14 protein-coding genes are annotated in these 18753 nt (G+C 66.0%); 13 read left to right on the top strand and 1 reads right to left on the bottom strand.

The features are described 5' to 3' along the window. Positions 1-126 precede the first annotated feature (126 nt). Genes IRZ77_RS03935 through IRZ77_RS03925 form a run of 3 tightly spaced genes read left to right on the top strand, consistent with a single transcriptional unit; the run spans position 127 to position 4299 of the window. On the top strand, positions 127-795 hold the full coding sequence (locus IRZ77_RS03935) for an ABC transporter ATP-binding protein (protein ID WP_153670807.1): 669 nt from the start codon (positions 127-129) through the stop codon (positions 793-795). Beyond that, positions 792-3254, top strand: coding sequence for an ABC transporter permease (locus IRZ77_RS03930; RefSeq protein ID WP_108480629.1), 2463 nt, complete (start codon positions 792-794; stop codon positions 3252-3254). The genes IRZ77_RS03935 and IRZ77_RS03930 overlap by 4 nt, the downstream gene beginning before the upstream one ends. Continuing rightward, positions 3244-4299 carry a lipocalin-like domain-containing protein gene (locus tag IRZ77_RS03925; RefSeq protein ID WP_108480628.1) on the top strand — a complete coding sequence of 352 codons (1056 nt, stop codon included), beginning with the start codon at positions 3244-3246 and terminating at the stop codon, positions 4297-4299. The genes IRZ77_RS03930 and IRZ77_RS03925 overlap by 11 nt, the downstream gene beginning before the upstream one ends. Before the next feature lie 190 nt (positions 4300-4489). Here the strand turns inward: IRZ77_RS03925 and IRZ77_RS03920 are convergent, their stop codons facing one another. Further along, positions 4490-5236 (bottom strand): enoyl-CoA hydratase, encoded by a 747-nt coding sequence (locus IRZ77_RS03920; protein ID WP_046615217.1) that lies wholly within the window; start codon positions 5234-5236, stop codon positions 4490-4492. 102 nt (positions 5237-5338) lie between these two features. Here IRZ77_RS03920 and IRZ77_RS03915 point away from each other — a divergent pair, with 102 nt between their 5' ends. The 10 genes from IRZ77_RS03915 to alr all read left to right on the top strand — a co-directional run bounded on the left by IRZ77_RS03915 (position 5339) and on the right by alr (position 18748). Next, positions 5339-5983 carry a TetR family transcriptional regulator C-terminal domain-containing protein gene (locus IRZ77_RS03915; protein ID WP_046615218.1) on the top strand — a complete coding sequence of 215 codons (645 nt, stop codon included), beginning with the start codon at positions 5339-5341 and terminating at the stop codon, positions 5981-5983. 76 nt (positions 5984-6059) lie between these two features. After that, a complete protein-coding gene (locus IRZ77_RS03910) occupies positions 6060-6776 on the top strand; it encodes a response regulator (protein WP_012271826.1) in 717 nt (238 codons plus the stop codon). Continuing rightward, positions 6773-7549 (top strand): substrate-binding periplasmic protein, encoded by a 777-nt coding sequence (locus IRZ77_RS03905; RefSeq protein WP_135003119.1) that lies wholly within the window; start codon positions 6773-6775, stop codon positions 7547-7549. Before IRZ77_RS03910 ends, IRZ77_RS03905 begins: the two co-directional genes overlap by 4 nt. After that, positions 7546-9798 (top strand): ATP-binding protein, encoded by a 2253-nt coding sequence (locus IRZ77_RS03900; protein ID WP_153670808.1) that lies wholly within the window; start codon positions 7546-7548, stop codon positions 9796-9798. The genes IRZ77_RS03905 and IRZ77_RS03900 overlap by 4 nt, the downstream gene beginning before the upstream one ends. Before the next feature lie 217 nt (positions 9799-10015). Beyond that, a complete protein-coding gene (locus tag IRZ77_RS03895; RefSeq protein ID WP_135003147.1) occupies positions 10016-11422 on the top strand; it encodes an amino acid permease in 1407 nt (468 codons plus the stop codon). Between the two features lie 338 nt (positions 11423-11760). Next, complete coding sequence (locus IRZ77_RS03890; RefSeq protein WP_085599175.1) at positions 11761-12555, top strand: enoyl-CoA hydratase/isomerase family protein; 795 nt, start codon at positions 11761-11763, stop codon at positions 12553-12555. Positions 12556-12588: 33 nt separating this feature from the next. Beyond that, positions 12589-13749, top strand: a complete 1161-nt coding sequence (locus IRZ77_RS03885; RefSeq protein ID WP_015270769.1) for an acyl-CoA dehydrogenase family protein — start codon at positions 12589-12591, stop codon at positions 13747-13749. Between the two features lie 17 nt (positions 13750-13766). Next, positions 13767-15884, top strand: a complete 2118-nt coding sequence (locus IRZ77_RS03880) for an acetate--CoA ligase family protein (RefSeq protein WP_196172982.1) — start codon at positions 13767-13769, stop codon at positions 15882-15884. Beyond that, positions 15877-17484, top strand: a complete 1608-nt coding sequence (locus IRZ77_RS03875) for a 5-guanidino-2-oxopentanoate decarboxylase (RefSeq protein ID WP_046615224.1) — start codon at positions 15877-15879, stop codon at positions 17482-17484. Before IRZ77_RS03880 ends, IRZ77_RS03875 begins: the two co-directional genes overlap by 8 nt. A 34-nt stretch (positions 17485-17518) precedes the next feature. After that, positions 17519-18748, top strand: coding sequence for an alanine racemase (gene alr / locus IRZ77_RS03870; RefSeq protein WP_046615225.1), 1230 nt, complete (start codon positions 17519-17521; stop codon positions 18746-18748). Positions 18749-18753 lie beyond the last annotated feature (5 nt).

The following is an 18753-nucleotide window of genomic DNA, read 5'->3' as shown; positions in this document are numbered from 1 at the left end:
GAAGCTGGATACCGCTTTTCGAATAGAGTCGGAAATTGCTTTATCGAGGAAAACGACGAGTGTTCGTTCACACCGCGATGAACCTGCTATTCCTAAGAAGACCCCTGAACTCACCAAGGCCCGTCGATGCTGGTCATCGAGCAACTGCACAAATCATTCCCCACCCCCCAGGGCCCGCTCCCCGTGCTGCAGGGTGTCGACCTGCGCCTGGCGCGCGGCAGCAGCCTGGCGCTGATGGGCGAGTCGGGCAGCGGCAAGAGTACGTTACTGCACCTGGTGGCCGGTCTGGACCGTGCCGACAGTGGCCGCATCCTGATCGACGACACCCCGCTCGACAGCCGTTCCGAGGCGTCGCTGGCGCTGTGGCGGCGGGAGGGCATCGGCCTGGTGTTCCAGCAGTACAATCTGATCAGCAGCCTGGACGTGGGGGCCAACCTTGCGTTTCAGGCCCGGCTGGCCGCTCGGCATGATCCCGATTGGCTGGCGTACCTGGCGCAGCGCCTGGGGCTGGCAAATTTGCTGGCGCGTTACCCGGAGCAGTTGTCTGGCGGCCAGCAACAGCGGGTTGCCATCGGCCGCGCCCTGGCCGGACGCCCGGCCTGGTTGCTGGCCGACGAACCCACCGGCAGCCTTGATGAAGCCAGCAGCGATGAGGTGTTGAGCCTGCTGTTGCAGCTGGTCGCCGAGGCTGGCAGTGGGGTGCTGTTGGTGACCCACAGCCCGCGGCTGGCGGCGCGCTTGCAGCAGTGTTGTTACCTGCAGGCCGGCCGCGTGCGGCCCGAGCTGGGCGGATGAGGCTTCTATCGCTGGCCCTGCTGGCGCTGCTCAGCCACTGGCGGCGCCATCGCGTGCAGTTTTTCAGCATCTTCACCGGCCTGTGGCTGGCCACGGCGCTGTGGACCGGCGTGCAGGCGCTGAACAGCCAGGCACGCAGCGATTATGCCCGGGCCAGCGCCGTGCTGGCCGGGCCGTTGCAGGCGCAACTGGTGCCGCGGGGAGGCGAGCGCTTCGACCAGGCACTGTACGTGCAGTTGCGCAGGCAGGGCTGGGCGGTGACGCCGGTACTGGAAGGGCGCTTGCGCTTTGCTGGTGAGCCGGCGCGCAGCGTGCGGTTGATCGGCATCGAGCCGTTGAGCCTGCCGCCGGCCAGCAGCATCGCCGGTGTGCAGCCCGGAACGTTCGATCTGCAGGCCTTTGTCGGCATGCCCGGGCAAGCCTGGGTCGGGCCGGACACCTTGCGCCAGCTGAATGCAGGCCCCGGGGCGTCAGTACGCGACAGCGAAGGGCAACTGCTGCCGCCGTTGGTTCTGCAGCCAGCGCTGGCCCCGGGGTTGATCGTAGTGGATATCGGCCATGCCCAGGCGTTGCTGCATGCACCCGGGCAGTTGTCGCGCCTGCTGGTGGCCGGCACGCCGAGGCCGCTGCCGGCGGATATCGCGCCTTACCTTGAGCTGCAACCCCGGCAGGACGATGGCGGCTTGCAGCGGCTGACCGACAGTTTCCACCTCAACCTGACCGCCCTTGGCCTGTTGGCGTTCGTCGTCGGCCTGTTCATAGCCCATGCCGCAATCGGTCTGGCACTGGAACAGCGGCGCGGCCTGATCCGCAACCTGCGCGCCTGTGGCATCGGCCTGCAAACCCTGTTGTGCGCGTTGGTGCTGGAGCTGGGGCTGTTCGCGGTGCTGGGCGGGCTGGCCGGCGTGGCCAGTGGTTACGGGCTGGCCGCGTGGTTGCTGCCCGATGTGGCCGCCAGCTTGCGCGGCCTGTATGGCGCCCAGGTCGCCGGGGCGCTGAGCCTGCCCGCAGGGTGGTGGCTGCTGGGCATGCTGATGAGCGTGCTGGGGGCGCTGCTGGCGGGTTTGGGCAGTGTACTGCGTGCGGCGCGGTTGCCGTTGCTGGCGCTGGCGCAACCTCAGGCGTGGCGGTTGGCGCAGGGGCCTTGGTTGCGGCGCCAGGCCCTGGTGGCCGGCCTGTTGCTTTTGCTGGCCCTGGGCTGTGGCGTGCTGGGCGACAGCCTGCCCAGCGCGTTCGGCCTGCTGGCAGGCTTGCTGCTGGCGGCGGCGCTGCTGCTACCGGCCTTGCTCGACCGGGTGCTGGCCTGGTTGGCGCGCCATTGCCGGCGGCCTTTGGCGCAATGGTTCGTCGCCGACAGCCGCCAGCAATTGCCGGCCCTGAGCCTGGCGTTGATGGCACTGCTGCTGGCGCTGGCGGCCAGTGTCGGGGTGGGCAGCATGACCGAGGGCTTTCGCAAGACCTTCGTCGGCTGGCTTGACTTGCGCCTGTCCGCCGACCTGTATGTCACGCCAAGGGACACCGCCCAGGGCATGCAGATAGCCGAGTGGCTTGGGCAGCAACCTTCGGTGGGTGTGGTGTTGCCCGGCTGGCGTGAGGAAACACAGCTGCAGGGCTGGCCGGTGCAGGTCCAGGGCATCGTCGATCACCCCGTCTATCGCACACGCTGGCCATTGCTGGCGCAGCAAAAGCACGCCTGGCAGCAACTGGCTGCCGGGCAGGCCGTGATGCTCAGTGAACAGCTGGCCAGGCGACTGAACCTGCGACTGGGCGATCGCCTGAGGCTGCCTGCAGACACTTCGCCAGCCCTTAGCGTTGTGGGCATCTATGCCGATTATGGCAACCCCAAAGGGCACATGCTGGTCAACGCCGGCTGGCTGCGCGGGCACTGGCCACAGGCAACCCTGACCGGCTTGAGTGTCGATCTGGTGGGCGATCAGGTGTCGGCGCTCGAGGCTGCATTGCAACAGCGCTTTGCCCTGGACGACAGCCGCGTGGTCGATCAGGCGCGTCTCAAACGTTGGTCGACCGACGTGTTCAACCGCACCTTCGCCGCCACTGCCGCGCTCAACAGCCTCACCCTTGGCGTGGCAGGCGTGGCGCTGTTCATCAACCTGCTGACCCTGGGCCAGACCCGCCTGCGCCAGTTGGCGCCGCTGTGGGCACTGGGTGTGCGGCGTACGCACCTGGTGTGGCTGAGCCTTGGGCAGACACTGTTGCTGAGCAGCCTTACCGTGCTGCTGGCGATCCCGCTGGGCATCCTGCTGGCCTGGTGCCTGGTAGCGGTGGTGAACGTGCAGGCATTCGGCTGGCGTTTGCCGCTCTACGTGTTCCCTGGGCAACTGCTGCACCTGACACTGCTGGGCGTGCTTACCAGCCTGTTGGCCAGCGCCTGGCCACTGTGGCAGCTGGCGCGTCGCCAGCCGCGCGAACTGTTGAGGCCGTTTGCCGATGAAACGTAGCGCCTGGCTGTTGCTGTGTGGGTTGCTCGGCGGCTGTGACCAGCCCGCCGAGCAGAGCTATGCCGGGCTCGGGCAGCAGGCGGGCGAATTCAGCCAGGTAAGCCGCGGCCATCGCCTGGAATTTCCGCGTGACCACGGGGCCCACGATGGCTTTCGCATCGAATGGTGGTATGTCACCGCCAACCTCCAGGACTTCCTGGGGCGGGACTGGGGCGCGCAGTGGACGCTGTTTCGCTCGGCCCTGCGCCCAGGCCCCGAGACTGCCGGCTGGAACAGCCCGAACCTGTGGATGGGACATGCGGCGTTGACCGGTCCCGGTGGCCATCAGTTCGGCGAAACCTTGGCGCGTGGAGGTATCGGCCAGGCCGGCGTGCAGGCCCAGCCGTTCCGGGCGTGGATCAATGACTGGTCGTTGCAGGGCAGCAGTGGCATCGAAAATCTGCAAATGCTCGCCGGTGGTGACGGCTTTCGCTATGACCTGCAACTGCACAGCGAGCGGCCCTTGGTGCTGCACGGGGACCAGGGCTACAGCGAGAAGTCCGGCAAGGGACAGGCTTCGTACTATTACAGTCAGCCGTTCTATCGGGTGAGTGGGGAAGTGCAGCGTGACGGCCAATGCATTGCAGTCAGCGGCCTGGCCTGGCTGGACCGGGAATGGAGCAGCCAGCCGCTGGCTGCCGGGCAGACGGGTTGGGACTGGTTTTCCCTGCACCTGGACAGTGGTGCCCGATTGATGCTGTTCCAGGTGCGCGAAGTGCAGGGGCAGGCGTATCGCGCCGGGACCTGGGTTGGCCCGCAGGGTAAGGTGGTGGCACTGCAGGGTGCGCAGATCCAGCTGCAGGCGCTGGCCTGGGCCCGGCAGAAGAACGGCAAGCAGGTGCCGACGCGATGGCGGGTGCAGGTGCCGGGGCATGGCGTGGATGTACAGGTCGAGGCTGTGGAATCGCAAGCCTGGATGGAAACGCGGTTCCCGTATTGGGAGGGGCCGGTACGCTTGACCGGGAGTGCGGGTGGGCGTGGGTATCTGGAGATGACCGGCTATTAGCAATACTGGGGGTTTCTGAGTTTTACCGGGGCTGCGTTGCAGCCCATCGCCGGCAAGCCAGCTGTCATGGAACAACCCAGGGCTCATCGGTTCAGTGAGGCTGCTCCTACAAAGGACGCTTCAAGCGAGCGATATTTGTGGTGGGAGCAACTGGCTTGCCGGCGATGGGCCGCAACGCGGCCCCAGGTTTTCAATCCTTGATCAACCCTCGCAACACCGCTCGCGCTTCTTCAGTGCGCAAGCACTCGATGAACAACCGGGCCTCCCGCGCCACTGTCGTCTCAAGCTCGGCCCGTTGGCCATCCTTGAGCAGCCGCTTGCTGATGCGCAGCGCCGCCTGCGGGTAGCCTTGCAGCTGGCGGGCCAGGCGCCGGGCAGCCGCCAGGCACTGTTCCCCGTCTTCATGCAGTTCATTGGCCAGCCCCCAGGCCACCACCTGTGCGCCGTCGAGCAACTCGTTTGCCAACAGCAGGCGAGCTGCCCGGGCATGGCCAAGCAAACGCGGCAGCAGCAGGCTGGAACCGAACTCTGGGCACACGCCCAAGGGCGCGAAAGGGATGCGCAGCTTGGTGGTACGGCTGACCAGTACCTGGTCGCAATGCAACAGCAAGGTGGCGCCAATGCCGATTGCCGCACCACTGACCGCGGCAATCAGCGGTTTGTCCAGGCCCATCACCACCCGCATCAGGCGGAACACCGGGCTGTCCAGGTCGGCAGGCGGGTTGTCGAGGAAGTCGCGCAAGTCATTGCCGGCGCTGAAGCAGTGCGGCCCACCGGTGATGATGATGGCTTCGACATCAGGGTCTTCACCTGCCGCCAGCAGCAGGTCGCCCAGCCGTTGGTACATGGCGGTGTTCAAGGCGTTGAGCTTGTCGGGGCGGTTGAAGGCCAGGGTCAGCAGGCCCTGGTCCAGGTCACGTGTGATCAGGTCGTTCATGGCAGCCGCTTTTGTTGTTGTAGGCAAGGGTGGCAAGGGTTTATCACGCAGTCCGGCTTGTTGTACAGTCGTTCAGCCCAGCCCATAGCCCGAGAGCCGCCGATGAACCAGGAAGCCCGCTACCACCGCATGCTGCCGGAATTGCGCAAAGCCAACCTGGTCGAGGCAACCCTGGCATGCCTCAAGCGCCATGGCTTCCAGGGCGCGTCGATCCGCAAGATTTCGGCCGAGGCCGGAGTTTCGGTCGGGTTGATCAGCCATCACTATGCAGGCAAGGATGAGCTGGTGGCCGAAGCCTACATGGCGGTCACCGGCCGAGTGATGGGCCTGCTGCGCGAGGCCATGGCCCAGGCTGCGCCCAATGCCCGCGAACGGTTGTCGGCGTTCTTCCGCGCCTCGTTCTGCGCCGAGCTGCTCGACCCGCAATTGCTCGACGCCTGGCTGGCGTTCTGGGGCGCGGTGAAGACCGCCGATGCGATCAACCAGGTGCATGACCATTCCTATGGCGAATACCGCAATGAACTGAGCGGGCTGCTGGCCACGCTGGCCGGGGAGGAGGGCTGGCAGGGCTTCGATGCCGACCTGGCGGCCATCAGCCTGAGCGCCTTGCTCGATGGCCTGTGGCTGGAGTCGGGGCTCAACCCCGGTACCTTCACCCCCGAGCAGGGCGTGCTGATCTGCGAGGCCTGGGTCGATGGCCTGCAGGCCGGTGGCCGGCGCCGCTTCAGCCTGCCGGAGGGCTGTTGATCGCCTGTTCAGTAACGAGTACGCTGCTGTCGCGAGTGTGTAGAACAAACCAATAAAAAAAAAGAGACGACACGCAATGACGCCTCGGGTATTGATCGTCGATGACGATCCGCTTATTCGTGACTTGCTGCAGGCCTATCTGTCCCAGGAAGGCTATGACGTGCACTGCGCCGACACCGCGGAAAAGGCCGAAGCCCTGCTCGGCAGCCAGGATGTCGACCTGGTGCTGCTGGATATCCGTCTGCCCGGCAAGGACGGCCTCACCCTGACCCGCGAGCTGCGGGTGCGTTCGGAGGTCGGCATCATCCTCATCACCGGCCGCAACGACGATATCGACCGTATCGTCGGCCTGGAATGCGGCGCCGACGACTACGTGATCAAGCCGCTCAACCCCCGCGAACTGGTGTCCCGCGCCAAGAACCTGATCCGCCGCGTGCGCCATGCCCGCGAGGTGCACCCGGCGCCGGCCTGCGCGCAATCGCTGAAGCAGTTCGCCGACTGGGCGCTGGACACCGACCGCCGACGGCTGATAGACGCCCGTGGCGGGCAAACCCTGCTGACCCATGGCGAGTTTCAGCTGCTCAGCGTGTTCCTGCGCAACAGCGGCCATACTCTCAGCCGCGACCAGCTGATGGACCAGATCCGCAACCGCGAGTGGGTACCCAACGACCGCTCCATCGACGTGCTGGTCGGCCGCCTGCGGCGCAAGTTGCACGATGACCCGGCCGAGCCCCAGCTGATCATCACCATCCACGGCACCGGCTACCTGTTCACCGCCAGCGTGGCGGCATGACCCGCAGAGCCTGGGTGCTGGCCTTGGCATTGTTCGCCTTGCAAGCCAGTGCAAGGCAGCCAGTGCGCTATTGCGACTACCCGGTGTACCCGCCGATTTCCTGGAGTGACGGCCACCAGGTGCGTGGCCTGGCCCCCACCGTGGTGCGAGAGCTGTTCGCGCGCATGGGCTACGAAGTGCAGACCGTGGTGCTGGGCAACTGGAAGCGCTGCCTGATGGACGCCGCTGCCGGGCGGGTGGACGTGGTGCTGGCCTACAACAGCGACCAGCGTGACCAACGCATGCGCTTTTCCACGGTGCCGGTGGTGCGTGAGGAAGTGGCGGTGTTCTACAACCGCCTGCGGCCAGTGCAGTTCCAGCGCCTGGAGGACCTGGCCGGCTACCGCGGCGGCCTGCTTTACGGGGAAAGCTACGGCGCCGATTTCGACCGCTTCGTCGCCCGCCACCAGAACATCGAACGGGTGTCGTCCAGTCAGCAGAACTTCGGCAAGCTGATCCGTGGGCGCATCGACTACGTGATCCAGGAGCGGCGCACCGGTCAGCTGTTCATCGAAAACCTGCCCGGGGCGCAGGACATCCGCGTATTGCCCACGGCCCTGAGCGTGGACTACCTGCGCGTTGCGATATCACGGCAATCGCCTTTGAGCCAGCATATGGACGAAATCGACGCGCAGTTGCTGCGCATGAACCAGACCGGCGAGATCGAGCGCTGGCTGGAGCAGAGCGAAGTGACCTACCGCGACATGGTCAACCTGCCGGCGGACTCCCGATGATCCGCCTGCGCACCGATGGCTTGCTGCGCCGCCTGCTGCTGTTCATCCTGCTGTTCAGCCTGTGCTTCACCGTGCTGGCCAGCTCGGTGCAGCTGTATTTCGAGTACCGCCGCGAGATGCGCGATATCGAGGCGCGCATGGCGTTGATCCGCGCCGGTTACCTGGCCAGCCTGGAGCGCAGCCTGTGGGACCTGGACGAGGCCCAGCTGGACACACAACTGCGCGGCCTGGTGGACTTTTCCGATGTCGCCCGGGTGCGCCTGGTCAGCGACGATTTCCAGCTGCTGCGCGGCGCCGCCGAGCCCAAGGGGCCGCTGCGCATCGAACGCTTCCCCCTCGATTACCAGCCGCCCTCGGGGCCGGCCAGGCACCTTGGCGAGCTGGAAGTGAGCATCGACCTGGGCGCGGTGCACAGGCGGCTGTATGCCACTGGCCTTGCCAGCCTGCTGTGGATGGGCGTGTTCCTGTGTGGCCTGGCGGTGGCACTGTCGGGGCTGTTCTATCGCCTGGTCACCCGCCACCTGCAAGTGATGGCCGAGTTCGCCCGGCGAATTGGTGCCGGCCAGTGGCAGGAACCATTGCGCCTGGGGCGCCGCCCGTCGACACGCCCGGACGAGATCGATACCGTGGCCAATGCCCTGGATGACATGCGCCGCGCCATCCTCAGCGACATCGAGCGCCGCGAGCGCGACCGTCTGGCGCTGCAGGACAAGCGCGACGAACTGCAGGCCATGGTCGAGCGGCGCACCGCCAGCCTGGCCCGGGCCAAGGACGAGGCCGAAGCCGCCAACCTGGCCAAGTCACGCTTTCTGGCGACCATGAGCCATGAGTTGCGCACACCGCTCAACGGCATTCTCGGCATGGCCGAGCTGCTGCGCGGCGGCCGGCTGGAGGTGGCCGACCGTCAGCGCGTCGAGGCCTTGTACAAGGCCGGCGAGGGGCTGCTGGCGATTCTCAACGAAGTGCTGTATTTCGCCCGGCTCGAGGAAGGCGAGAGCCGCGCCGAGCTGGTCGGATTCTCGCTACGCCAGTTGTGCCAGGAAGTGCTGACGCTGCTCGAACCCATGGCCAGGGACAATGGCGACGCCCTGCAGCTGCACATCGACGAGCAATTGGCCGAGTACCAGCACGGTGCCGAACAGTACCTGCGCCAGGTGCTCAGCAACCTGCTGGCCAATGCCATCAAGTTCACCGAACACGGCCAGGTGCGGCTTGTGGTGCAGGTACTGGCCAGTGACCAGGGCGCGCAGCGCGTGCGGGTGTCGGTCAGCGACAATGGCATCGGCATCGAGCCGGCTGTGCAGGCCAGGGTCTTCGACCGCTTCGTCCAGGCCAGCGAGGAGGTGGCCCGGCGCTATGGCGGCACCGGCCTGGGCCTGGCGATCTGCAAGCATCTGGTAGAAAAACTGGGGGGCTGCATTGGCCTGGACAGCGTGCAAGGACAGGGGAGTCGCTTCTGGTTCGAACTCGACATGGCCTGCGGGCAGCCAGTGAAGGCCAACTCACCAGCCCCTTCGCCCCTGGCAAGCCTGGACATCCTGCTAGTCGAGGACGTGGAATTGAACCGCGAGGTGGCCGGTGGGTTGCTGCTGCGCGATGGCCACCGGGTGAGCTTTGCCGAGGACGCCGGGCAAGCCCTGCTGGCCTGCGCGCAGCGGCGCTTCGACCTGATCCTGCTCGACGTGCACCTGCCCGGCATGAGCGGGGTGGAGCTTTGCCGGCAACTGCGTGCCACGCCCGGGCCGAACCGCCACAGCCGGGTCCTGGCACTGACGGCTGGCGTGCAACCGGGGCAAGTGCCAGGGTACCTGGATGCCGGCATGCAGGGAGTGCTGGCCAAGCCCCTGCGGCTGGACAACCTGCGCCAGGCGCTGGCCGAAGCGGTGCCCACCGAGGTGGCGTGTATGGACGCGAGAATGGACTGGTCATTGCTGGACACCCACCGCTCGCTGCTGGGTGAACAGAAGCTGCAAGGCCTGTTGAAGGTGCTGCGCCAGTCGCTGGAACATCACGCCACGGCATTGGCCGAGGCGCTGCCGGCCCAGGACCATACCGAAGTGCTGCACCTGGCCCACCGCCTGGCCGGCAGTTGCGACTCCCTGGGTTTTTCTGGCATGGCTGCGCTGTTGCGTCGTCTTGAGGACGCTGCCCGGCAGCATGACGAACAGGCATTGAACGCGCTCGGCGAGCCGCTGGCCATGGAGCTTGCCCAGGCCCGCGCCACCCTGGAACAGTTGATCCAGAGCTGACGTACAAAATACTTACGACTTTTTACATCTTCGATCCGTTCGTACAACGGCACCTTACATCCGTTTCCAATAATCCATGGCAACCGTGTTGCACGCGGTCCATGAGGCTTATTGGAGACAAGAATAATGACATGCCGTAGCGCTCAGCCCCTCCTTCCTACCACAACGCGCGGCACCCCCGCGCGGCCTGGCACCGGCCGCAAAGGCGAGGTGCGCCATGACTGACAACCGCGAAAAGATCCAGCTCACCCGTGCGCTGAAAAGCCGACACATCTTCATGCTGTCGCTGGGCGGGGTGATCGGCACCGGGCTGTTCATGGGCTCGGGCGTGACCATCAACCAGGGTGGCCCGATAGGCGCGATCCTGGCCTACCTGGTCGCGGGTTTGCTGATGTACCTGGTGATGGTCTGCCTGGGCGAGCTGTCGGTGCAGATGCCGGTGTCCGGTTCGTTCCAGGCCCACGCCACCAGGTTCATCGGCCCGGCCACCGGCTTCATGATCGGCTGGGTGTACTGGATGAGCTGGGCCACCACCGTGGGCCTGGAGTTCACTGCCGCCGGCATGCTGATGACCCGCTGGTTCCCGGAGGTGCCGATATGGTATTGGTCGGCGCTGTTCGTGGTCGTGCTGTTCGGCCTCAACGCCCTGGCCACCCGTGCCTTCGGCGAGGCGGAGTACTGGTTCTCGGGGATCAAGGTGGCAACCATACTCGGCTTCATCATCATCGGCCTGCTGGTAATCTTTGGCGCCATCCCGCTGAGCAGCGGGGCGCCGGCCCCGATGCTGGACAACCTGGTGGGCGAGTCGCTGTTCCCCCATGGCCTGTCGGCAGTGTTCGCAGTGATGATGACCGTGGTCTATGCCTTCCAGGGCTGTGAAATCATGGGAGTGGCGGCCGGCGAGACCGAGCACCCGGAAAAGAGCATCCCGCGGGCTGTGCGCAACGTGGTGTTCCGCGTGCTGATCTTCTACGTGCTGGCGATTGCCGTGCTCTCGGCCATCGTGCCGTTCGAGCAGGCCGGGCTGATGGAAAGCCCGTTCGTGCAGGTGTTCGACATGGTCGGCATTCCCTTTGCCGCCGACCTGATGAACTTCGTCATCCTCACCGCCATCCTTTCGGTGGGCAACTCCGGGCTGTATGCCTCCACGCGCATCCTCTGGGCCATGTCCAAGAGCGGCATGGCGCCGAAAAGCCTGTCGCCGTTGAGCAAGCGTGGCGTGCCGTTGCGGGCGCTGAGCATCACCCTGTGCTTTGCGCTGATCTCGCTGATGACCAGTTTCATTGCTGCCGACACCCTGTTCATGGTGTTGATGGCGGTGAGTGGCATGTCAGGCACCGTGACCTGGATTGTCATTGCCCTGGCGCAGTACCGCTTCCGCAAGGTCTACCTGCGTGATGGTGGGCAGCTGCAGGACCTGAAGTACAAGGCGCCGCTTTACCCGCTGGTGCCGCTGCTGTGCATCACCCTGTGCAGCTCGCTGTTCGTGTTCCTGGCGCTGGATGAAACCCAGCGGCCGTCGTTGTACTGGGGCTTTGGCTTCATTGCCCTGTGCTATGCGGCGTACTTCTTCGTCAACCGCCGTCGGCAGGGGGCCTTCGAGCCGAGCGTGCCGGGGGTTTGAGGTTTCAATCTCGGGGCTGCTACGCAGCCCATCGCGACGCAAGGCCGCTCCCACAGGTAACGCGCAGACCTGAAGTCTGCGAATGACTTGTGGGAGCGGCCTTGTGTCGCGATGGGGCGCAATGCGCCCCCAGCAATCCGCCAGTTGTACAAAGTTGTAACAACCACCTCCTATCTCAACCTTGATCCAACAAATAAGACTAATAAAAACAACGACATATATCGTTTTCAAGCGTTGTTACAGCCCCATCCCCGCCCAATTGCCGCCTTGTTGAACACTCGTTTAGTATCTCCCTCATCAAGCCCTCTCAAACCATCACAACAACACCGAGGCCCCCCATGACCACCCCGTCGTCGTCACTGTTGAGCAAGGTCGAAGCCGGCGTTGCCTGGATCACCCTCAACCGCCCCGAGCAGCGCAATGCGCTGGACATCCCCACCCTCAAGCAACTGCACACTCTGCTGGAAACCTGCAACAGCGACCCGGCCGTGCGCGTGGTGGTGCTGACCGGCAGCGGCCGCAGCTTCTGCGCCGGTGCCGACCTTGCCGAATGGGCCGCGGCCGAGGCCCAGGGCACCCTGGAAAGCTACGGCTGGACCGAAACCGCCCACGCACTGATGTTGCGCCTGCACAGCCTCGACAAGCCCACCATCGCTGCCATCAACGGCACCGCCGTGGGCGGTGGCATGGACCTCAGCCTGTGCTGCGACCTGCGCATCGCCGCGGCCTCGGCGCGCTTCAAGGCCGGCTACACCAGCATGGGCTACAGCCCCGACGCCGGTGCCAGCTGGCACCTGCCACGGCTGATCGGCAGCGAGCAGGCCAAGCGCCTGTTGTTCCTCGATGAGCTGTGGGGTGCCGAACGTGCCTTGGCGGCCGGGCTGGTCAGCGAAGTCTGTGCCGACGAGCAACTGCCCGCCGTGGCCGCCGAGCTGGCCGGGCGCCTGGCCAATGGCCCTACCTTCGCCTACGCGCAGACCAAACGGCTGATCCGCGATGGCGCCCGGCGCACCCTGGCCGAGCAGCTGGAAGCCGAGCGCCAGGCCGGCCTGCTGTGCGGCCGCAGCCAGGACGGTGCCGAGGCGCTGCGAGCGTCGGTGGAGCGCCGCGCACCCCGTTTCACCGGCCAGTAACCCGATAACCGACCCTCACCAGGACCTTCGCAGATGAATTTCCAACTGACCCAAGAACAAGAAATGTTGGTGGAAGCGGTACGCAGTTTTGTCGCCAAGGAGCTGCTGCCCCATGAGGAGGCAGTGGACCGCGCCGATGCCGTGTCGCCCGAGCTGGCTGCGCAGATCCGCGGCAAGGCCATCGCCGCCGGGTTCTATGCCTTCAACATGCCCGAGGAGGTCGGCGGCGGTGGCCTGGACTATCTGTCCCAGGCGCTGATCGAGCGCGAACTGTCCAAGGTGTCCTGGGCCCTGCACGTGTTCGTCGCGCGGCCATCGAAAATCCTCATGGCCTGCAAGGACGAGCAGATCAACGACTACCTGTTGCCCTGCGTGCAGGGTGAGAAGATCGATTGCTTCGCCCTCACCGAGCCGGGCGCCGGCTCCGATGCCAACGCCATCAAGACCCGTGCCGTGCGCCAGGGTGACGACTTCGTCATCAACGGCAGCAAGCACTTCATCAGCCATGCCGGCCACGCCGATTTCGCCATCGTCTTCGCCGTCACCGACACCTACGAGCACAACGGGCGCAAGCGCAACGCGGTAACGGCCTTCCTGGTCGACCGTGGCACGCCGGGCATGACCATTCGCCGTGGCCCCAAGTGCGTGAGCAACCGTGGCTACCACACCTACGAGCTGTTCTTCGACGACTGCCGGGTGCCGGCCAGCAAGGTGCTGGGCGAGGTCGGCAAGGGCTGGGAAGTGGCCAACGCCTGGCTCACCGCCGGCCGGGTGATGGTCGCCGCCAACTGCGTGGGCCAGGCCCAGCGTGCCCTCGACCTGTCGCTGCAATGGGCTGCCGACCGCAAGCAGTTCGGCCAGGCCATCGGCAGCTACCAGGGGGTGTCGTTCAAGCTGGCCGACATGGCCACGCAGATTCGCGCTGCGGAAATGCTCACCCTGCACACCGCCTGGAAGATGGACCAGGGCAGCATGACCGATGGCGAGGCCGGCATGGCCAAGCTGTTCGCCAGCGAAGTGCTGGGCAAGGTTGCCGACGAAGCCGTGCAGATCTTCGGCGGCATGGGCCTGATGGATGAAGGGCCGGTCGAGCGCATCTGGCGCAACGCACGCATCGAGCGCATCTGGGAAGGCACCTCGGAAATCCAGCGGCACATCATCGCCCGCGAACTGCTGCGCCCGCTGCTGCGCTGAGCGCCAGGAGAACACCCATGTCGCATTCGATTCGTGACAACCTCAAGCGCCTGCTGGCACCCCGGCACCTGGCCTTCGTCGGCGGGCGCAGCATGGCGCGGGCGCTCAAGCGCTGCGCCGAAGGTGGCTTTGGCGGCGAGCTGTGGCTGGTCAACCCGCAGCATGACAGCCTCGAAGGTATCCCCTGTGTGGCGCGGGTGGCCGACTTGCCCTATGCCCCGGACGCGGTGTTCATCGCCACCAACCGCGAACTGACTCTGCAGTGCGTTGCCGAGCTGGCCGCACGCGGCGCCGGTGGCGCCATCTGCTATGCCTCAGGCTTTGCCGAAAGCGGCGAAGAGGGCGGCCAGCTGCAGCAGCGCCTGCTGGCCGCCGCCGGTAACATGGCCTTGCTCGGCCCCAACTGCTACGGCCTGCTCGACTACCTGCACGGCGCTGCCCTGTGGCCGGTGGCCCATGGTGGCCAGCAAGTGGAGAAGGGCGTGGCGATCCTCACCCAGAGCGGCAACTTCGCCTACAACCTGTCGATGAGCGACCGCTCGCTGCCGGTGGCCTACATGGCCTCTGTCGGCAACCAGGCACAACTGGGCGTGGCCGAGCTGATGGACGTGCTGCTCGACGACCCACGGGTAACCGCCATCGGCCTGCACCTGGAAGGCCTGAAGAACGTGCCGGGCTTCGCCCGTGCCGCCTGCAAGGCATTGCAGCAGGGCACGCCGATCATTGCGCTGAAGACCGGCGTGTCGCAGATCGGCGCCGAACTGGCGCTCAGCCACACAAGCTCGCTGTCCGGCTCCGATGCCTTGTACGACAGCCTGTTCCAGCGCCTGGGCGTGATCCGCGTCAGTGGCCCGGTGAGCTTCGTCGAAACCCTCAAGGCCGCCGCCTGTGGCCGCCTGCCGGTGAATGGCGAGCTGATAGCCCTGGCTTGTTCCGGTGGCGATGCCGGCTTGATCGCCGACTATGCCGAGCGCAACCAGCTGGTCCTGCCAAAGCTCGAACAAGGACAGGTGGCGCAGTTGGCCGAGGTGCTGCCGGCCTATGCCAACCTGGTCAACCCACTGGATTTCACCACTGCCATCTGGGGTGATGCAGCGGCCCTGCAACGCATGCTCGACAGCACCCTGAGCGGCGCAGCCGACGCGGCCATGCTGGTGCTGGACTACCCGGCGGCGTTCACCGGCGAACGCAAGGAATGCGACCTGCTGCTGGCACTGTACTGCGATGCGTTGGAGCGCCACGGCAAGATCGGCTTCGTCACCTCGGCATTCCCGGAGCTGTTGCCCGCCTGCGCGCGCGAGCGTTTGCACGCGCGTGGCATCGCCGCCCTGCAGGGTGTGGAGGATGGCCTGGCAGCCTGGGGCCGCATCGTCGCCTACCAGCGCAACCGCCAGCGGCTGCTGGAACAGGGTGAGGCCGCACGGGTGCCGCTGTGCCCCCAGACCATCGCGGGCGAGGGCCAGCTGCTGGACGAATGGCAATCCAAGCAAGCCCTGCGTGCCTTCGGCCTGCCGGTACCGGCAGGGGTGTTGAGCACACCCGAGCGTGCCGTGGCAGATGCCGCCCGCGTCGGCTACCCGCTGGTATTGAAGGCGGTCAGCGCGCAACTGCCGCACAAGACCGAAGCCGGCGCGGTGGCGCTGAACCTGCGCGATGCCGCTGCCCTCGAGGTTGCGCTGGTGCAGATGCGCCAGCGCATCGCCGCCTACGCCCCGCAGGTAGCGTTCGACCAGGTGCTGCTCGAACCGATGGCCGAGCCGCCGCTGGCCGAATTGATCGTCGGCATCAAGCGCGAGCACGACTTCGCCCTGGCCCTGGTGATCGGTGCCGGTGGCGTGCTGGTCGAGCTGCTCAAGGACAGCGTCAGCCTGTTGTTGCCGACCACCGACGACGCCATCCGTGGCGCGCTGCTCGGCCTGCGCAGTGCCAGCCTGCTGCAAGGCTTCCGTGGCCGCCCGGCCGCCGACCTCGACGCATTGGTTGCGGCTATCCGCGCGGTGGCCGACTACGCCTGCGAAAACGCCGGGCAATTACTGGAGCTGGATGTGAACCCATTGATGGTAGGTGCCCACGGCACCACTGCGGTCGATGCGCTGATCCGCCTCGGCCAGGCGCAAGGAGAACGACATGAATAAGCACACCCCGACCGCCGGCCAGGCGTTGGTGCGCCTGCTGGCCAACTATGGCGTGGAAACGGTATTCGGCATCCCCGGCGTGCACACTCTGGAGCTGTACCGCGGTCTGCCGGGCAGTGGCATCCGTCATGTGCTGACCCGCCACGAGCAGGGCGCCGGCTTCATGGCCGACGGCTATGCCCGGGTAAGCGGCAAACCGGGGGTATGCTTCGTCATCACCGGCCCGGGCGTGACCAATGCCGCCACGGCCATCGGCCAGGCCTATGCCGACTCCATCCCTATGCTGGTGATTTCCAGCGTCAACCACACTGCCAGCCTGGGCAAGGGCTGGGGCTGCCTGCACGAAACCCAGGACCAGCGCGCCATGACCGCGCCGATTACCGCGTTCTCCGCCGTGGCCCTGCGCGGTGACGATCTGCCCGAGCTGATCGCTCGTGCCTGGGCCGTGTTCGACAGCGAACGGCCGCGCCCGGTGCATATCTCGGTGCCGCTGGACGTGCTGGCCGCACCGGTCAGCCGTGACTGGAGCGATGAGGTGGTGCGCCGCCCCGGGCGCGGCCAGCCGTGCCGTGACATCCTCGACCAGGCTGCCGTGAAGCTGGCAGCCGCCAGGCGCCCGATGATCATTGCCGGTGGTGGGGCATTGCACGCGGCCGAGCAGTTGCAGCAACTGAGCACCCGGCTGGCAGCCCCACTGTTCACCAGCGTGGCCGGCAAGGGCCTGCTGCCAGCGGACGCACCACTGAATGCCGGCGCCAGCCTGTGCGTCGAGCCCGGCTGGCAGCTGATCAGCCAGGCCGATGTGGTGCTGGCAGTGGGTACCGAAATGGCCGACACCGACTTCTGGCGCGAGCGCCTGCCGATCAGCGGCGAGCTGCTGCGCGTGGACATCGATCCGCGCAAGTTCAATGACTTCTACCCCTGTGCCATTGCGCTGCACGGCGATGCCCGGCAAACCCTGGCCGGCCTGCTCGAGCACCTGCCAGCGCTGGACCGTGACCCGGCCCAGGCCAGCGAAGCCGTGGCCAACCTGCGGCTGGCCATCCGCAACGGGCATGCGCCGCTGCAGGCCGTGCACCAGGCAATCCTCGACCGTATTGCCGCCGTGCTGCCCGATGACGCCTTCATCAGCAGCGACATGACCCAACTGGCCTATACCGGCAACTACGCCTTCGCCAGCCGGGCGCCGCGCAGCTGGCTGCACCCCACCGGTTACGGCACCCTCGGCTACGGCCTGCCGGCCGGCATCGGCGGCATGTTCGCCAGCGACCACCGCCCAGGCCTGGTGCTGGTGGGCGACGGCGGCTTCCTTTACACCGTCCAGGAACTGGCCACGGCAGTCGAGGAGCTGGACCGACCGTTGGTCGTGCTGTTGTGGAACAATGACGCCCTTGGCCAGATCCGTGACGACATGCTTGGCCTGGACATCGAGCCGGTCGGCGTACTGCCGCGCAATCCGGACTTCATCGGCCTGGCCCGTGCCTTTGGTTGCACGGTGCGCCAGCCGCGTGATCTGGATGCGCTGCAGGCCGATCTGGCCAGCGGTTTCGCCACCCCCGGCGTCACCTTCATCGAGCTCAAACACACCTGCGTCTGCTAAGCGGCAGACACCACGAACAACAAGAGAAACCACCATGCCATTTCGCCGTACCCTCCTGGCTGCATCCCTCGCTCTGCTGATCACCGGCCAGGCCCCGCTGTACGCCGCACCACCCCTGTCGATGGACAACGGCACCACGGCCCTGACCGTGCAGAACAGCAACGCCTGGGTCGAAATCAGTGCCGGCGCCCTGCAACACAACATCCGCACCCTGCAGGCCGAGCTGGGCGGCAAGTCCAAACTGTGCGCCGTGCTCAAGGCCGATGCCTATGGCCATGGCATCGGTCTGGTGATGCCGTCGATCATCGCCCAGGGCGTGCCTTGCGTGGCGGTGGCCAGCAACGAAGAGGCCCGGGTGGTGCGCGCCAGTGGCTTTACCGGGCAACTGGTGCGGGTACGCCTGGCCAGCCTCGGCGAAGTTGAAGATGCCTTGCAGTACGACATGGAAGAACTGGTCGGCAGCGCCGAGTTCGCCCGCCAGCTCGATGCCCTCGCCGAACGCCACGGCAAGACCCTGCGCATCCATCTGGCGCTCAATTCCAGTGGCATGAGCCGCAACGGCGTGGAGATGGCTACCTGGTCCGGCCGTGGTGAAGCGCTGCAGATCACCGACCAGAAGCACCTCCAGCTGGTCGCGCTGATGACCCACTTTGCCGTGGAAGACAAGGACGATGTGCGCAAAGGCCTGGCAGCGTTCAACGAACAGACCGACTGGCTGATCAAGCACGCCAAACTTGATCGCAGCAAGCTCACCCTGCATGCCGCCAACTCCTTCGCTACGCTGGAAGTGCCCGAAGCGCGCCTGGACATGGTGCGCACCGGCGGCGCGTTGTTCGGCGACACCGTGCCGACGCATACCGAATATCAACGTGTCATGCAGTTCAAGTCGCACGTGGCAGCGGTGCACAGCTACCCGGCTGGCAACACCGTCGGCTACGACCGCACCTTTACCCTGGCGCGTGATTCGCGCCTGGCGAACATCACCGTCGGCTACTCCGATGGCTATCGCCGGGTGTTCACCAACAAAGGCCATGTGCTGATCAACGGCCACCGTGTGCCAGTAGTGGGCAAGGTGTCGATGAACACCTTGATGGTCGATGTCACCGACTTCCCCGATGTCAAGGGTGGCAACGAAGTGGTGCTGTTCGGCAAACAGGCCGGGGGAGAGATCACACAGGCCGAGATAGAGGAAATCAACGGCGCGCTGCTCGCCGACCTCTACACCGTATGGGGCAGTTCCAACCCGAAGATTCTCGTCGACTGAAACCG

Origin of the sequence: Pseudomonas pudica (assembly GCF_015680405.1) — a bacterium.
Classification (GTDB): domain Bacteria; phylum Pseudomonadota; class Gammaproteobacteria; order Pseudomonadales; family Pseudomonadaceae; genus Aquipseudomonas; species Aquipseudomonas pudica.
This window is presented reverse-complemented; position numbering and strand designations above follow the sequence as displayed.

Coding starts and splice junctions, on each gene's coding strand:
- IRZ77_RS03885 (WP_015270769.1), top strand. CDS start 12,589: ATGAATTTCCAACTGACCCAAGAACAAGAAATGTTGGTGGAAGCGGTA.
- IRZ77_RS03925 (WP_108480628.1), top strand. CDS start 3,244: ATGAAACGTAGCGCCTGGCTGTTGCTGTGTGGGTTGCTCGGCGGCTGT.
- IRZ77_RS03880 (WP_196172982.1), top strand. CDS start 13,767: ATGTCGCATTCGATTCGTGACAACCTCAAGCGCCTGCTGGCACCCCGG.
- IRZ77_RS03920 (WP_046615217.1), bottom strand. CDS start 5,236: ATGAACGACCTGATCACACGTGACCTGGACCAGGGCCTGCTGACCCTG.
- alr (WP_046615225.1), top strand. CDS start 17,519: ATGCCATTTCGCCGTACCCTCCTGGCTGCATCCCTCGCTCTGCTGATC.
- IRZ77_RS03900 (WP_153670808.1), top strand. CDS start 7,546: ATGATCCGCCTGCGCACCGATGGCTTGCTGCGCCGCCTGCTGCTGTTC.
- IRZ77_RS03890 (WP_085599175.1), top strand. CDS start 11,761: ATGACCACCCCGTCGTCGTCACTGTTGAGCAAGGTCGAAGCCGGCGTT.
- IRZ77_RS03875 (WP_046615224.1), top strand. CDS start 15,877: ATGAATAAGCACACCCCGACCGCCGGCCAGGCGTTGGTGCGCCTGCTG.
- IRZ77_RS03910 (WP_012271826.1), top strand. CDS start 6,060: ATGACGCCTCGGGTATTGATCGTCGATGACGATCCGCTTATTCGTGAC.
- IRZ77_RS03915 (WP_046615218.1), top strand. CDS start 5,339: ATGAACCAGGAAGCCCGCTACCACCGCATGCTGCCGGAATTGCGCAAA.
- IRZ77_RS03930 (WP_108480629.1), top strand. CDS start 792: ATGAGGCTTCTATCGCTGGCCCTGCTGGCGCTGCTCAGCCACTGGCGG.
- IRZ77_RS03895 (WP_135003147.1), top strand. CDS start 10,016: ATGACTGACAACCGCGAAAAGATCCAGCTCACCCGTGCGCTGAAAAGC.
- IRZ77_RS03905 (WP_135003119.1), top strand. CDS start 6,773: ATGACCCGCAGAGCCTGGGTGCTGGCCTTGGCATTGTTCGCCTTGCAA.
- IRZ77_RS03935 (WP_153670807.1), top strand. CDS start 127: ATGCTGGTCATCGAGCAACTGCACAAATCATTCCCCACCCCCCAGGGC.